General features: G+C 70.9%; 15 protein-coding genes. 6 read left to right on the top strand and 9 right to left on the bottom strand.

What is annotated here, in order from left to right:
* Positions 1-158: 158 nt before the first annotated feature.
* Both BN1701_RS01710 and BN1701_RS01705 read right to left on the bottom strand, forming a co-directional pair.
* Positions 159-791 (bottom strand): isoprenylcysteine carboxylmethyltransferase family protein, encoded by a 633-nt coding sequence (locus BN1701_RS01710; protein WP_054044789.1) that lies wholly within the window; start codon positions 789-791, stop codon positions 159-161.
* A complete protein-coding gene (locus BN1701_RS01705) occupies positions 791-1,411 on the bottom strand; it encodes a class I SAM-dependent methyltransferase (RefSeq protein WP_231949432.1) in 621 nt (206 codons plus the stop codon). Before BN1701_RS01705 ends, BN1701_RS01710 begins: the two co-directional genes overlap by 1 nt.
* A gap of 772 nt (positions 1,412-2,183) precedes the next feature.
* Between BN1701_RS01705 and BN1701_RS01700 the strand changes: the two genes are divergently transcribed.
* From BN1701_RS01700 to lnt, 6 genes are read left to right on the top strand one after another with little or no spacing between them, the layout of a single operon-like run.
* Complete coding sequence (locus tag BN1701_RS01700; RefSeq protein WP_082860243.1) at positions 2,184-2,750, top strand: TlpA disulfide reductase family protein; 567 nt, start codon at positions 2,184-2,186, stop codon at positions 2,748-2,750.
* Entirely contained in the window at positions 2,747-3,529 is a 783-nt protein-coding gene (locus BN1701_RS01695) for a cytochrome c biogenesis CcdA family protein (RefSeq protein WP_054044787.1), read from the top strand. The genes BN1701_RS01700 and BN1701_RS01695 overlap by 4 nt, the downstream gene beginning before the upstream one ends.
* A gap of 26 nt (positions 3,530-3,555) precedes the next feature.
* The gene (locus BN1701_RS01690; protein ID WP_054044784.1) at positions 3,556-4,230 is read left to right on the top strand and encodes a thioredoxin domain-containing protein; all 675 of its coding nucleotides are present in this window, start codon (positions 3,556-3,558) and stop codon (positions 4,228-4,230) included.
* The gene (locus tag BN1701_RS01685; RefSeq protein ID WP_054044783.1) at positions 4,227-4,841 is read left to right on the top strand and encodes a vitamin K epoxide reductase family protein; all 615 of its coding nucleotides are present in this window, start codon (positions 4,227-4,229) and stop codon (positions 4,839-4,841) included. The genes BN1701_RS01690 and BN1701_RS01685 overlap by 4 nt, the downstream gene beginning before the upstream one ends.
* An 18-nt stretch (positions 4,842-4,859) precedes the next feature.
* A complete protein-coding gene (locus BN1701_RS01680) occupies positions 4,860-5,489 on the top strand; it encodes a TlpA disulfide reductase family protein (RefSeq protein ID WP_054044780.1) in 630 nt (209 codons plus the stop codon).
* Complete coding sequence (gene lnt / locus BN1701_RS01675; RefSeq protein WP_231949427.1) at positions 5,486-7,081, top strand: apolipoprotein N-acyltransferase; 1,596 nt, start codon at positions 5,486-5,488, stop codon at positions 7,079-7,081. Before BN1701_RS01680 ends, lnt begins: the two co-directional genes overlap by 4 nt.
* A gap of 42 nt (positions 7,082-7,123) precedes the next feature.
* Here the strand turns inward: lnt and BN1701_RS01670 are convergent, their stop codons facing one another.
* The 7 genes from BN1701_RS01670 to BN1701_RS01640 all read right to left on the bottom strand — a co-directional run bounded on the left by BN1701_RS01670 (position 7,124) and on the right by BN1701_RS01640 (position 14,459).
* On the bottom strand, positions 7,124-8,881 hold the full coding sequence (locus tag BN1701_RS01670; RefSeq protein ID WP_054044778.1) for an NAD+ synthase: 1,758 nt from the start codon (positions 8,879-8,881) through the stop codon (positions 7,124-7,126).
* Positions 8,882-8,969: 88 nt separating this feature from the next.
* On the bottom strand, positions 8,970-9,491 hold the full coding sequence (locus BN1701_RS01665; protein WP_197672032.1) for a DinB family protein: 522 nt from the start codon (positions 9,489-9,491) through the stop codon (positions 8,970-8,972).
* An 82-nt stretch (positions 9,492-9,573) separates the two neighbouring features.
* Positions 9,574-10,947, bottom strand: a complete 1,374-nt coding sequence (locus BN1701_RS01660; RefSeq protein ID WP_054044775.1) for a CoF synthetase — start codon at positions 10,945-10,947, stop codon at positions 9,574-9,576.
* Positions 10,947-11,567, bottom strand: a complete 621-nt coding sequence (locus tag BN1701_RS01655; protein WP_054044773.1) for a cation transporter — start codon at positions 11,565-11,567, stop codon at positions 10,947-10,949. Before BN1701_RS01655 ends, BN1701_RS01660 begins: the two co-directional genes overlap by 1 nt.
* A complete protein-coding gene (lspA, locus tag BN1701_RS01650; protein ID WP_231949419.1) occupies positions 11,564-12,073 on the bottom strand; it encodes a signal peptidase II in 510 nt (169 codons plus the stop codon). The genes BN1701_RS01655 and lspA overlap by 4 nt, the downstream gene beginning before the upstream one ends.
* A complete protein-coding gene (locus tag BN1701_RS01645) occupies positions 12,070-14,046 on the bottom strand; it encodes a cation-translocating P-type ATPase (RefSeq protein WP_054044771.1) in 1,977 nt (658 codons plus the stop codon). Before BN1701_RS01645 ends, lspA begins: the two co-directional genes overlap by 4 nt.
* On the bottom strand, positions 14,043-14,459 hold the full coding sequence (locus BN1701_RS01640; protein ID WP_054044769.1) for a metalloregulator ArsR/SmtB family transcription factor: 417 nt from the start codon (positions 14,457-14,459) through the stop codon (positions 14,043-14,045). The genes BN1701_RS01645 and BN1701_RS01640 overlap by 4 nt, the downstream gene beginning before the upstream one ends.
* Positions 14,460-14,464: the final 5 nt, after the last annotated feature.

The following is a 14,464-nucleotide window of genomic DNA, read 5'->3' as shown; positions in this document are numbered from 1 at the left end:
TCGCCATCTGCAGGGCATCCAGTGCCAGATCCGTGTAGAGGCTGGTGGCGACCTGCCAGCCGACGATCAGGCGGGAGAACACGCAGGGGACCCCGCGAACTCGCCTCGCTTGCTGATCGTTCCGCAACTCCGCAACCGTGTGCTGAATTTGAGTTCGCTCACTCGCTGGCATTGAACGTGTTGGGCTCCCGCAGGCGGCCGAGGCCGGGCAGAAAGCGGCCGACGCGCGAGGCGTAGTCGGTGTAGGTGGCGCCGTGGACACTGCACAGGAAGGGCTCTTCGACGAGGCGCACCTGGATCTCGATTCCGAGGAGCACGACCGCAAGGCCCGCGATCGCCATGGGGTTGGGCACCATCAACGCCAATCCCAGGAACACGATGGCCGCGGCGGCGAAGACCGGATTGCGCACCAGCCGGAATGGTCCGCTGGTCACTAGCGCGGTGTGTTCGGTCTGGTCGACCCCGATCCGCCAGGAGGCGCCCAACGCCAGCTGGGCGCCGAAGGTCGCGAGGATGCCGAATACCGCGAGCACCACGCCCACACCGTGCCTAACCGGGTGGTCAACGACGGCAAGCGGCGGCATGCCGGCCAGGGCAGCGACTGGCGCACCGACACCGACAGTCAGGTAGCCAAGGTCGGCCACGGCAAGCCCCCACCACTCCAGCGAGCCGCGTGCCGCCCACCTCCGCCGGTTGCCGGTGTCGCCGGTGCGGCGACGCTGGATCAGCGTGCGCACGCCGCCGGCGAGCAGCATGAAAACGACGAACAGCGCCAAGGCGGCGAGCGCCATCACCCGTCGCTCCTGCCCGGCAGGGGTTTGGCGGCCACGCCGAGCAGGTAGTCGCCGGAGATCCGAGTGGTCGACCCGAGCACCACGAGCCCGTGGCGGGCCAGTTCGTCGAGGAACTGCTCGGCGCTGAACCGGTCCTCAGCCGGGTGCTCGAACAGCCGCTGGTAGATAGGCCGGGCCAGGGCGTGGGCCGTGACCTCCTCGAAGTAGAACCGGCCGCCCGGCGTGAGGACCCTGGCGACCTCGGCAATGGCCGCGCGCCAGTCCGGGATGTGGTGGACGATCCCGAAGTCGAACACCGCGTCATAGCCGCCGTCCTCGGCGTCCAGCGCCGCACGCAGATCGGTCGCGCTGCCTTGCGCCAGCCGCACCCGGTCTCCGTAGCGAGCGAGACGCCCGCCAGCGCGTTCGATCATGGCAGGGTCGAGGTCCACGGCGTCCACGCTGGCCGCGCCGAACCGCTCCAACACCAGCTGCGAGCCGCAGCCGATCTCCAGCGCCCGCGCCCCTGGGGGCAACCGGCCGCCGAACCGCAACAGCACCTGGATTTCATAGAAGCGCTGCAGCCAGCGCCGGGGCGGCGAGTTCACCAGCGCGGTCTCCGCCTTGTTCATCAACATCGCGTACCCCTATTCCATCGCACAGAGACGCTATCATCGTGATACTACGATTGATACCATCATTGTATGTGCGGTGGCGAGCGCTCAGGGGTGTCCGGAGGGCGCGGCGGCCCACGAGGTTAACCTTGTCGACGTGACTGGCCCCGTGACGACACGTAGTGCCGCACGAGCAGGTCTCGTGCGGCTTGTCGCTGCGCTCACGCTTATCGCGGGTCTGGCTCTTCTGCAGGGCTCACTCTGTGTAGCGGGGCCGACGGCGTTGTGCTTGCCATCCGATGATTCGGTTTCGCTGATGTCGGTAGACGTGCCGGTGGAACCGGGCGTTCCAAGTGTGCTGGTCGACGCGATGCCGGACATACCCGGTGGTTTCGATGGCGTGCTTGGTGTGTGCCTGCTGGTCGTGTTGGCCGTTCTCCTCGCCGCAGCCGCGCTGCGGCGGTCTGAGTCGCGTACGGGCCATCCGACTCGGGCGCAGCGGGTGAGGTGGGCCCGGCGCACATGCCGACGGACTCCTCGGCTCGAACAACTCTGCGTGTTGCGGGCGTAGCTGGATCCCCAGCCAGGCCGCGCGCGACTGGCACGCTTCGGGCGTGCCACTCCCGCCGCTGGTCCCGGCCCCGATCACTGCCGCGTTCGCCGACTCGATGGAGAAAGTTCTGTGCGACAAGGGTTCACTCGCGTTGCCTCGCGTGCTGCCGCCTTCCGCAGGCACCGCGCCGCAACGCTGCGCAGGCCGGGCCGTGGAGTGCTCGCCGCGGTCGTTTCGCTACTGATGCTGGCGGTGACCGCGTGCAGTTCCGGTAAGGACGCTGTGGTCACCGGCAGTAGCTTCGAGTTCGTCGCCCCCGGCGGACAGACCAAGATCTTCTACGACCCGCCCGAGCAGCGCGGGAAGATCGCGGAGATGGTCGGCGACAACCTCGCTGAGCCCGGCCGCGAGCTGAAGCTGTCCGACTACGCCGGCGAGGTGGTGGTCCTCAACGTCTGGGCCTCGTGGTGCGGCCCGTGCCGGGCGGAGGCCGACGACTTGGAACGGGTGTACGCCCAGACCAAGGAGTCCGGCGTGCAGTTCCTCGGTGTCAACGCGCGCGACGACCGCAGTGCGGCGCAGGATTTCGTGACCAACTTCCAGGTCGGCTACCCGTCGTTCTATGACCCGTCGGGTCGCACCATGCTGGCGCTCAAGGGCTTCCCTCGCAGCGTGGTGCCCTCCACGATCATTCTGGACCGGCAGCACCGGGTGGCGGCGGTGTTCCTGATCGCATTGCTGGACAGTGACCTGCTGCCGGTCGTCGAGCGGATCGCCGCCGAGCCCTCCCAGGCGGGGGGTGGGGCGTGAACCCGACCGATCTGGCGATCTCCGGGCCGCTGCTGCTGGCCGCGGTCGTGGCGCTCGCCGCCGGCACCATCTCCTTCGCCTCCCCGTGCTGCATCCCGCTGGTGCCCGGCTACCTGGCGTATCTGGCCGGGTTGGTCGGCGCGGACGCCCCGGCTGTCGACGGCGACGAGACATCGGCCGGGCGCCGCACGGACCGGTGGCGGGTGGCCGGGGCGGCGCTGCTGTTCGTGCTCGGGTTCACCGTGGTGTTCGGCGCGGCGGTGCTCAGCGTGCTGGGCGTGTCGGACGCGTTGCTGGCCAACGAGCAACTGCTGCAACGCATCGGTGGCGTCGTCACCATCGCGATGGGGCTGGCGTTCCTCGGGTTCATTCCCGCGCTGCAACGCGAGGTGCGGCTCAAGCATCGGCCGCGACGGGGGCTGTGGGGTGCACCGGTGCTCGGCGCGGTGTTCGGGCTGGGCTGGACACCGTGCCTGGGGCCGACGCTGGCCGGAGTGATCGCGCTGGCCAGCGGCACGCAGGCGGGGCCGACGGTGTGGCGCGGTGTGCTGCTGGTGCTGGCCTACTGCGTCGGGCTCGGGCTGCCGTTCGTGCTGCTCGCCGTCAGCGCCCGATGGGCGGTCACCACCGCCGGCTGGCTGCGTCGGCACACCCGGGCGGTACAGCTCACCGGCGGCGTGCTGCTGCTGGCCGTCGGGGCGCTGCTGGTGACCGGCTTGTGGGGTGAGCTCGTCGCCCTGCTGCGTGGGCCCATCGCCGGCTTCACCACGCCCCTGTGACCCGATCCGATGCGGAGGTTCAACCTGTGACGCGGAATGCGAAAGTCTCGGTGACCGTCGTCGCCGTCGTAGTGGCGGTGGTCGGAGCACTGCTTCTGCTCAATCGCCCGGAACGCGGGTACTCGCCCGAGGAGGCCGGTGCGGCGCCGCCGACCGCTCCGGCCTCGGTGCTGGTCCGTCCGGACAGTCACAAGCTGTCCGAGGCGACCGACGGCAAGGTCACCATTGTGGAGTTCCTGGATCTGGAGTGCGAGGCGTGCGGCGCGGCCTTTCCCGGTGTGGAGAGGCTGCGCGCCGAGTACGGCGACCGGGTCACGTTCGTGATGCGGTACTTCCCGATTCCCAGTCACCGCAACGCGGAGCTGGCCGCCCGCGCGGTGGAGGCCGCAGGGCAGCAGGGCAAGCTGGAACCGATGTACCGGCTGATGTACGAGAACCAGCCGCAGTGGGGTGACCAGCAGGTCTCTCATCGGGACACCTTCCTCGGGTTCGCCCGCGAACTGGGTCTGGACCTGCCGCGGTTCGAGGCCGCCCTGGACGACCCCGCCACGATCGCGCGGGTGCGCAAGGACCGCGACGACGGCACCACTCTCGGCGTGCGGGGCACGCCGACGTTTTTCGTCAACGGCGTCAAGTTCCCGGGCGCGCCCACCTACGAGGCGCTCAAGGCCGCGATCGAACGGCAACTGGCGAAGAAGTGAGCACCACCATCGAGCCACAGCCACAGGCGGCCGTGTTCACCACACGACTGCTGCCCTGGATCCTGACGATCGGCGGTGCCGTCGGCCTGGCTGCCGCGCTGGTGCTCACGGTCGAGAAGATCGCCCTGCTCACCACGCCCGACTACGTGCCCTCGTGCAGCATCGACCCGATCCTGAGCTGTGGCTCGATCATGCGCACCGGTCAGGCGGAGGTGTTCGGCTTTCCCAATCCGCTGTTGGGTATCGCCGGGTTCGCCGTGGTCGTCACGGTCGGGGTGGTGCTGTTCGCCGGGGCACGGCTACCGGGGTGGTTCTGGCTCGGTCTGCAGGCCGGCACGTTGTTCGGCGTGGTGTTCGTGCACTGGCTGGTCTACCAGAGCCTGTACGTCATCGGCGCGCTGTGCCCGTACTGCATGGCCGTGTGGGCGGTCGTGATCCCGATCTTCTGGTACACCACCGTGCACAACCTGCGCGACGGTCACCTGCCGGCCCCGCGTCGCGTGGTCGCCGTGCTGGCCGGATATCACACGGTGGTGCTCATCCTGTGGTATCTGCTGATCGGTCTGGCCGTGCTCCAGGCGTTCTGGGACTACTGGCTCACCGTGATCTAGGCAGGGGAAGGCAAACGAATGACAACCGCACGTCGGTGGGTGATCGGGCTGGTCGTGTTGGTCGTCGCCGTCGTGGTCGCCGTGTGGCCGCGCCAGGGCACCGAGCCTGCGCAGCACGTCCCGACAGCCGCGCGCGACGGTGTGGGTCGTGATCTGGCTGCCGCACGGGCCGCAGCGGGCCTGCGGCCGTGTCCCGCGTCCGCTACCGGTGGCGCGGTGTCGGGACCGTTGACCAATGTGCGCGCCACGTGCCTGGGCGACGGCACGGACATCGACCTCGGCTCGACGCTGGCGGGCCGTCCGGCGTTGGTCAACGTGTGGGCGACGTGGTGTCAGCCGTGCCGGGAGGAACTGCCGGTGCTGGAGGCGTACGCGGCCTCGGCCGGTGCCGTGAGCGTGCTGGGGGTGCAGGTGCGCAGTGATTCCGCCGACGGCCTGGACATGCTCGCCGGCCTCGGTGTGCGGGTGGCGTCGGTGCACGACACCACCGGCGCCGTGGCCGCGGCTCTGCGGCTGCCCGCCTACCTGCCCGTCAGCTACGTGGTACTGCCGGACGGCACGGTCCACCGGGTCGAGCCGCCCACACCGTTCCGCACCGTCGAGCAGGTTCGCGACACGGTGGACCGTTATCTGAGCACAGGAGCGTGACCGCGCCGATGTCCACCCACATGAGCCACGCCGAGGAGACGCCGGTCGACGTTCGTACCGCGGCGCGCCGACGGCGGCGTGGTGCGGTGCTTGCGCGTGTGGTGCTCGCCGTGGCGTCGGGAGTGCTGCTCTACCTGAGTTTCCAGCCCCGGCCGTTGTGGTGGCTCGCGCCGCTGGGGTTCGCCGGGCTGTTCTGGGTGCTGTCCGGGCGTGGTGCGCGGGCGGGTTTCGGCTACGGGTTGCTCGCCGGGCTGGGCTGGATGGTGCCGCTGCTGTGGTGGACGGGCGAGTTCGTCGGTCCGATCGCCGCGATCCCGCTCGCGGTGCTGCAGGCCGCGCTGGTCGGCGTGGCGACGGCGGGCATCGCGGTGGTGACACGGCTGCCGGCCGCGCCGGTGTGGGCGGCGCTGCTGTGGGTGGCGGGCGAGACGCTGCGGGCGCTGGTGCCGTTCGGAGGGTTTCCCTGGGCGAAGATCGCGTTCAGCCAGCCGGAGGGCGGATACCTGTCGTTGGCCGCGCTGGGCGGCACCCCGCTGGTCGCCTTCGCGGTGTCGGTGACCGGGTTCGGCGCCGCGCAACTGGCGCGCCGGTGCGTGGCAGGACGGGACCGGCGCCCGGCCCGGCTCGCCGTGCCGCTGCTGGCCGCGGTGGTCCCGCTCACGGCGGGCTGGGCGGTGGGCCCGCTGGTGGGTGTAGCGCCCGAGGCCGGTGAGGTGACGGTCGCGGTGGTGCAGGGCAATGTGCCCAGGGCCGGGCTGGACTTCAACGCCCAGCGCCGCGCGGTGCTGGACAACCACGTCCGGCGCACCGTCGAACTCGCCGAGGAGGTGCGGGCGGGCCAGGTGCGTCGGCCGGACCTGGTGATCTGGCCGGAGAACTCCTCCGACATCGACCCCTACCGCAACCCCGACGCCTTCGCCGCGATCGACCGCGCGGCCAAGGCCATCGGCGCGCCGATCGCCGTCGGCGCGGTGCTCGGCGGGGACACCGACCGGCCACGCAACACCGCGATCCTGTGGGATCCGCAGCGCGGACCGATCGAGGAGTACACCAAGCGCCGGTTGCAGCCCTTCGGCGAGACCATGCCGCTGCGGTCGTTCTTCCGGATCTTCAGCGACAAGGTCGACCGGGCCGGGCGGTTCGTCCCCGGCACGGATCCGCGCGTGTTCGCCATGTCCAAAGCGCGGGTGGGGATCGCGATGTGCTACGAGGTCGCCTTCGACGCGGCCGTCCGCGACTCGGTGACGGCCGGGGCCACGCTGCTCGCGGTGCCCAGCAACAACGCCACGTTCGGGTTCACCGAGATGACCTACCAGCAGCTCGCCATGGACCGCCTGCGCGCGGTCGAGCACGGCCGCGCGGTGGTCGTGGCAACCACGAGCGGCGTCAGCGCGATCATCCGGCCCGACGGCACCGTCGCGCAACGCACCTCGCTGTTCACCCCGGCCGCGCTGGTCGAGACGGTGCCGCTGCGCACCAGCGTCACGGTCGCCGACCGATTGGGGGCTCTTCCGGAATGGATCATGGTCGTCGCGGGGATGGCCGGGCTGGCCGGCGCCTGGTCGAGACGGCGGCGGCAGGCGCCCGTGTAGCCGCCGCCGGGCCCGTGACGGTGATCGATCGCCCGGTGCGGATCACGCGATGTGCTCGGCCTGATGGCCGGATCGCCGTCCGGGCGTTGCCCAGTCGTTGGTGATGGGCAGTCTGCGGTCACGCCCGAACGCCTTCCCGGTGATCTTGGTACCGGGCGGGTACTGACGGCGCTTGTACTCGGCGCGGTCCACCATGCGCATCACCTGGTCGACCACCGCGTGGTCGAAGCCCGCGGCGAGCAGGTCGGCGCGGTCGCGGTCGCGGTCGCGGTGGACGTAGTGCTCCAGGATGTCGTCCAGCACCTGGTAGTCGGGCAGCGAGTCGGTGTCCAGCTGGTCGGGGCGCAGTTCGGCCGACGGCGGCTTGGTGATGGAGTTCTCGGGGATGGGTGGGGTGTGGCCGTGCTTCTCGGCTTCGGCGTTGCGCCACCGGGCCAGCCGCCACACCTCGGTCTTGAACACGTCCTTGATCGGCGCGAAGCCGCCGACCGCGTCGCCGTAGAGGGTGGAGTAGCCGACGGCGAGTTCGGTCTTGTTGCCGGTGGCCAACACGAGGTGACCATCTTGATTGGACAAGGCCATGAGCAGCATGCCTCGCACACGGGCCTGCACGTTCTCCTCCGCGACTCCGGTCAGGCCGAGCTGGTCGACGTAGACGCGCACCGGGTCGGCGATCGGCTCGGTCCGGAAGTGGCAGCCGAGCCTGCGGGCCAGCTCCTCCGCGTCCGACCGGGAGTGGGTCGAGGAGTACGCCGACGGCATCGAGACCCCGAATACCGCGTCGGGGCCGAGCGCGTCCACCGCGATGGCCGCGGTCACCGCCGAGTCGATGCCTCCGGACAGGCCCAGCACCACCGAGGAGAATCCGTTCTTGACCACGTAGTCGCGCAGGCCCACGACCAGCGCGGCCCACATCTCGGCCTCGTCGGACAACGGTTCGCTGATGACCGGCCCGGTCGGCGGCTCGGACCGCGGTGGCGGCCCGCTGCTCAGGACCTGTCGCCGTAGCCGCAGTCCGTGGAACTCGCCCTGAGCGTCGTGCACTCCCACGGGCAGATCGAGATCGACCAGCAGCAGGTCCTCGACGAACTGTTGGGCGCGGGCACGCAGGACACCGTCCGGCGTGACGACGAAGGAGTCGCCGTCGAACACCAGGTCGTCCTGGCCGCCGACCTGGTTGACGTAGACCAGCGGAGCACCGGCCTCGGCAGCGCGCCGGGTCACGAGCGGCAGGCGGACGTCGTCTTTGGACCGTTCGTAGGGCGAGGCGTTCGGCGAGACAACCACGTCCACACCGGCCTGGCCGAGGGCCGCGACCGGGCCGCCGTCCTCCCACAGATCCTGGCACACGGCCAGGCCGATGTCCACGCCGTGCAGGCGCAGCACTTCCAGCGTGCGACCGGGCTGGAAGTGGCGGTGCTCGTCGAACACGCCGAAGTTGGGCAGGTGGTGCTTGAACTGCCGGGCCACCACCACGCCACCGAACAACGCCGCAACAGCGTTGCGCGGCCCCTCCTCATCACGGTCCAGGTAGCCGACGTACACGAGCACCCCGCCACAGCCGGCGTCGGCCAGCCGGCCCGCCAGCCCGTCGACGGCCTTCTGCGACGCTCGGGCGAACGAGCGGCGCAAGCACAGGTCCTCCACCGGATAGCCGGTCAGCATCATCTCCGGAAACACGACCACCTGCGCCCCGTCACGGGCGGCGCGCCGCGTCCAGTCGACGATCAGCCGGGCATTGCCGTCCAGGTCACCCACGGTCGAGTTGACCTGGGCGAGTCCGATCCGCAAGACAGGCATGACTCTCATCCTCGCCCAGTCGAGGGTTCACCGCACGGGGCGGCGCGTCGCCGGACCTCACCACTGCGACAGGTCGTCGGATCCGTGTTCACCGAGGTGTGTGCAGGGTGAGCTGCTGCCGGTGGAAGTGGAAATGCTGCGTGGGGAAGCGGTAGAGGTCGGCCCGGGTCATGAAGTCCTGGAAGAACGGATCCCAGCGGGTCGGGTAGTGCATGCCGCGAGCGAGGTCGGCCTCGGTTTCGGCATCCAGTCTGCGGTGCGTCTTGGCGATCACCCGGTCGAACATCCCTGCCATGCGTTCGCGCCCGAGCACTGTTCCGCCGAGCCTGGAGGCGGCGTAGTTGACCACGTCGAACGGTGCGGTCGCTGCGTTGAGCAGCCGGGCGAAGGCCCGGCCGGCACCGGCCGGCAGCCGGGCGAACGCCCTCATCAGGAGCAGCAGCGCCCGCATGATCAGGTATCCGAGGAGCATGTGGAACAGCAGCTGTTCGTTGGTCCAGCGGGTGCCGTTCGACGGTCGATGCAGGTCCTGTTCACTCGCGCTGTCGAGCAGCTGGTGGAAGCCTGCTCTGGCCTGCTCCAGCTCGGCGTGAACGGCCGACTTGTCCACGCCCGTCATTCTCCCCGCATCGTGCTGCTCCAGTCCAGCCCGGGTTCGACGGCGCGCGGCCCTGCGATGCGACGATCAACGCTCAGCTCCTTGCCTGGGTGTGCGGGATGACCGTGCGGTACTTGCCCCCGGCGGTCTGCTGCGGCGGCTCGGCGGCGCGGGTGACGCTGACGTGGTCGAGCCCGTGGTCGGTGAGCAGACGGGTGATCCCGGTGTGGACGGCGCGCCAGACCGTGTCGGGATCGGCGCCGGTGGTCAGTCGCAGCCGAATGCTCAGGCTGTCCTGCGCGGTGTGCACGATCTGGGCCAATTCGATGCCGGGAATGTGGTCGAGCAGGGCACTGAGGGTCAGCGGGGTGAGAGTGACCGGTTCGCCGTCTTGGGTGGGGAAGGTGAGCAGGTCGGCGGCGCGGCCCTGGACGCGGATGGCGGGCAGCGGGTCGCCGCACGGGCAGGGGCCGGGCCGGAGGAGGACGGCGTCGCCGAGGTCGTAGCGCAGGATGGGCTGGGCCCGGTTGGCGAGGTTGGTCAGCAGGGTGGTGTGGGACCGCCGGCCGGGCGGGACGGGCTGGTGGTCGGCGTCGACCGGTTCGAGGATGGCCCAGTCGCTGTTGACGTGCAGCCAGTTCTCGCGGCAGCTGTAGGTCAGGAACGGGCATTCGGTGGCGGCGTAGCCCTGCCGGACGATCGCGCCGAACGCGGTGGCGATGCGGTCGTACTCCGTGGTGGGAAGGCCTTCGGCCGACAGGGCGACCAGTACGGGGTCGATGTGCAGGCGTCCTGCCTGCTGTTCTCCGGCCAGCAGCGCGCCGGTGCCGGCGTAGGGCGCGAGGATGGCGGGCCGGAAGGCGTTGAGCCGGGCCACCAGCTCCGGCAGGGGCAGTTGGACCGGGAACACGCCGATACGACGGCGCCGCAACGGATTGCGGCGCAGCCCGGCCGCGGCCACGGCGGAGGCGAAGTGGCCGCCGGTGGCGTTGACCATGGCGATACGCCCACCACGGGCGGCGATCCGGACCACGTCCGCGGGGCTGAGCCAGGCGCCGAGCATCCGGGCGCCCAGCGCGGTGGTCACGGCCAGGGAGCGTTGGTCGAGCAGGAACAGACCGCGGGTGCCGGTGGTGCCCGAGGTCGTGAGCAGGGTGTAGCGGCCGAGGAACTTCTCCCCGATCCGGGCGGGGTCGTCGACGAACGCCTGGGCTTGCGTGAGCGTGACCGCGGGGTCGGTGACCCAGTCGTCGAACCGGGGCATCAGCTGTTTCTTGCTGGTGACCGGCAGCAAGGTCGGGTCGGTGACCCGATCGGGCAGTCCGTGGTAGAGCTCACGGTAGTAGGCCGACCGTCGGCGTGCGTGGGCGACGATCTCGGCCAGGCGCTCCTGTTGCCGTCGCAGCAGAGCCTCACCACCGTGCTTGTGTGCGCGGCGCGCGTCGAGCAGCAGACGCAGCGTTTTCATCACGGCTCCGTGAGGTGTTGATGTTCGTGGTCTCCGGCTTCCTCCCAGGCTTCGCGGCCGGACCAGGCGGCGAGGGCGGCGACCACGAGGGCGGCGGCCGGGTCGGCCCACCACCAGCCGAGGGCGGCGTTGAGTCCGAGGCCGGCCAGTACGGAGACGGACAGGGCGTTGGACATCCAGGTTTCGGTCGACTGGGCCACCAGCACGGGGTTGCGCAGTGCCCGGCCGGTGCGGCGCTGGGCGAGGCCGACCGGGATCATCACGATCAGCGCGACCACGTTGAGCACGATGCCGACCAGCGACTCGCCGGCCTTGTCCTGGGTGATCAGGTCGCGCACGGCCTCGAACGCGACGTAGGCCGCGAGCACGTAGAAGGTGATCGCGATCATGCGCAGCGCGGGTCGCTGCCGGGCGTGGGCGCCGCCGCGGAGTTGCCAGATGACCACCGAGGCGGCGAAGACCTCGATGGCCGAGTCGATGCCGAACCCGACCAGGGCGATGGAGCCGGCGACCAGTCCGGCGGTGACGGCGACGACGCCTTCGACGAGGTCCCAGACGACGATGAACCAGGCCAGCGCCAGCCCGCGCCGGACGAGTCGGTCTTCACCCTGCGCCGTCACTGCGCTCCTCCCTCGGTGCGGTCCTTGGCGCGGTGGTCGGCGTGCAGGGTGGCCAGGATCAGGGCGGCGGCACCGAGGGTGATGAACACGTCGGCTCCGTTGAAGGTGGGGAACCAGCCGGTGTGCAGGTAGTCGGTGACGACCCCGTCGACGGCGCGGTCGACGAAGTTGGCGACCGCGCCGGCCAGTACCACGGCCAGCGCCAGCCGCATGGGCAGCGTGCCGGTGCGGGCTGAGCGCCAGGTGTAGACGGCCAGCGCGGTGATGATCAGGCCGGTGACGGCGAGCAGGACCCCGGCGGGCAGCGTGTCGCCGAGGCTGAACGCCACGCCGGGGTTGAACGCCAGCCGCAGCTGGATCACGCCCAGGTCGACGGTGTCGCCGGCGGCGAGGCCGCGCTCGGCCCAGGCCTTCAGGCCCAGGTCGAGCGCGGCCAGCCCCAGCGCGACGGCCGCCATGACCAGCCGTGCGCGCGCCACCGTGGCGGTGTGGCCGGGTGCGGTCACGAGGACGCCCCCACCGTCGCGGGCTGCGTCCGCGGTGCCGGCCGGTCGCCAGGGGTGAGTGCGAGTGGCTTGGCGCGGCCGGCGCGGACGCCGTTGGCGATGACGACGATCTCGGCCACCTCGTGCACGAGCACCACGGCCGCCAGACCGAGCACCCCGAACAGCGCCAGCGGCATCAGGCCGACCACGATGGCCAGGGAGAGGCCGACGTTCTGGAGCATGATCGACCGGGCGCGGCGGGCGTGGGTGAACGCCTGCGGCAGGTGCCGCAGATCCTCACCCATGAGCGCGACGTCGGCGGTTTCAATGGCCACGTCGGTGCCCATCGCGCCCATCGCGATGCCGAGGTCGGCGGTGGCCAGGGCGGGTGCGTCGTTGACGCCGTCGCCGACCATCGCGGTGGACCGCTGTGCACTCAGTTGCTTGACGAGGGCGGCCTTGTCCTCCGGGCGCAGTTCGGCGTGGACCGCGTCGATGCCCACGTCCTTGGCCAGGGCGGTCGCGGTGGCGTGGTTGTCGCCGGTGAGCATCGCGACGTGGTAGCCGTCACGGCGCAACTGGGCGACGACCTCGGCGGCCTCGGGGCGCAGCTCGTCCCGCACGGCGATCGCGCCGATCACCTGCCCGTCCTGTTCGACCAGCACGGCGGTCGCCCCGGCGGACTGCATCCGGGCCACGTCCGCGGCCAGCGGACCGGCTTCGAGCCAGCCCGGCCGGCCGAGCCGGACGGGACGCCCCTCGTAGCGGCCGGTGAGTCCGGCGCCGGTCACCGCCTCCACGTCGGAAGCCGGGTCCACCTTGTCGACGGCGGCGAGGATGGCGCGGGCGAGGGGGTGTTCGCTGCGGGACTCCAGCGCGGCGGCCACGTCCAGCACCTGCTCCCGGCTGGCACCTCCGGTGGTGGCGACGTCGATCACGGCGGGCCGGTTCGCGGTCAGGGTGCCGGTCTTGTCCAACGCGACCCCGCGCACCCGGCCCAGGGCTTCCAGCGCGGCGCCGCCCTTGACCAGCACACCGAGCTTGGACGAGGCGCCGATCGCCGCCACGACCGTCACGGGCACGGAGATGGCCAGCGCGCACGGCGACGCCGCCACCAGCACGACCAGCGCACGCTCGATCCACACCAGCGGGTCGCCCAGCAGGCTGCCGACCGCGGCGATGAGCGCCGCGGCGACCATCACGCCGGGCACCAGCGGCTTGGCGATGCGGTCCGCCAGGCGCTGGGCGGCACCCTTGCGGGACTGCTCGGCCTCGACGATCTTCACGATCCGGGCCAGCGAGTTGTCCTCGGCGGTCGTGGTCACCTCGACGGTGAGCACCCCGGTGCCGTTGATCGACCCGGCGAACACGTCGCCGCCGGGACCGGCCTCGACCGGAACGGACTCGCCGGTGATCGCCGAGACGTCCAGCGCGGTGCGCCCCTCCCGGATGACGCCGTCGGTGGCCAGCCGCTCACCCGGCTTGACCAGCATCAGGTCCCCGACCCGCAGCTCACCGGGCTCCACGACCACCTCGGCGCCGTCGCGCAGCACGGTGGCCTGGTCGGGCACCAGCGACAGCAGCGCGCGCAGCCCACGGCGGGTACGCGCCAGGGAGTACTCCTCCAGACCCTCGCTGATGGAGAACAGGAAGGCCAGCATCGCGGCCTCGCCCACCTCGCCCAACAGCACGGCGCCGACCGCGGCGATCGTCATCAGCGTGCCGACACCGATCTTGCCCTTGACCAGCCGCTTCACCGTGGACGGGACGAAGGTGTACGCGCCCGCCAGCAGCGCCAGCCACTCCGCCACGGTCACGACGATGTCGGCACCGCCCGCCCACCCGGTGATCAGGGCCACGAGCAGGAACACGCCGGAGATCGCGGCGAACTGAAGTTCGCGCACCTCCCACAGCCGCTCCGGCTCGTGCTCCTCCTCGGCCTCCTCGCCGACGGCGCGGGGCTCGTCGTCGCCACACCCGCAGGCGTCGCTCATGACACGGTCTCCTTCATCTCGTCCATCAAGTCGTTCTCATCCGTGACACCGACGTCGGTGCCGTAGTTGGGGCACAGCGCCACCGCGTTGCCCGTCGCGGCCAGCAGCGTCTCCGCCGCAGCCAGCAAGTCCATCAACTCAGGCCGGGCCAGGCTGTAGAACACCTGACGCCCCTGCGGCCTGCCGACCACCAGGCCGCAGTCACGCAGGCAGGCCATGTGCGCCGACACCGTCGACTGGGCCAAGCCCAACTGCTCCACCAGGTCCGCCACCCGGGTCTCACCACGGGCCAGCCGCTGCACGATCGTCAACCGCGTTCCGTCGGACAGGCTGTGGAACAACGCCACAGCTGCATCCAACCCGGACACCTCGGCGTCCGGGGCGAGACACTGCTCCGCTCGGTTCATCGCCATGAAGC

Origin of the sequence: Alloactinosynnema sp. L-07 (assembly GCF_900070365.1) — a bacterium.
Classification (GTDB): Bacteria; Actinomycetota; Actinomycetes; order Mycobacteriales; family Pseudonocardiaceae; genus Actinokineospora.
This window is presented reverse-complemented; position numbering and strand designations above follow the sequence as displayed.

What these genes read in the sequence shown, in the direction of transcription:
- BN1701_RS01710 (WP_054044789.1), bottom strand. Translation starts at nt 791, where the DNA reads ATGGCGCTCGCCGCCTTGGCGCTGTTCGTCGTTTTCATGCTGCTCGCC.
- BN1701_RS01705 (WP_231949432.1), bottom strand. Translation starts at nt 1,411, where the DNA reads ATGTTGATGAACAAGGCGGAGACCGCGCTGGTGAACTCGCCGCCCCGG.
- BN1701_RS01700 (WP_082860243.1), top strand. Translation starts at nt 2,184, where the DNA reads ATGCTGGCGGTGACCGCGTGCAGTTCCGGTAAGGACGCTGTGGTCACC.
- BN1701_RS01680 (WP_054044780.1), top strand. Translation starts at nt 4,860, where the DNA reads ATGACAACCGCACGTCGGTGGGTGATCGGGCTGGTCGTGTTGGTCGTC.
- BN1701_RS01670 (WP_054044778.1), bottom strand. Translation starts at nt 8,881, where the DNA reads ATGCCTGTCTTGCGGATCGGACTCGCCCAGGTCAACTCGACCGTGGGT.
- BN1701_RS01660 (WP_054044775.1), bottom strand. Translation starts at nt 10,947, where the DNA reads ATGAAAACGCTGCGTCTGCTGCTCGACGCGCGCCGCGCACACAAGCAC.
- BN1701_RS01645 (WP_054044771.1), bottom strand. Translation starts at nt 14,046, where the DNA reads ATGAGCGACGCCTGCGGGTGTGGCGACGACGAGCCCCGCGCCGTCGGC.
- BN1701_RS01640 (WP_054044769.1), bottom strand. Translation starts at nt 14,459, where the DNA reads ATGGCGATGAACCGAGCGGAGCAGTGTCTCGCCCCGGACGCCGAGGTG.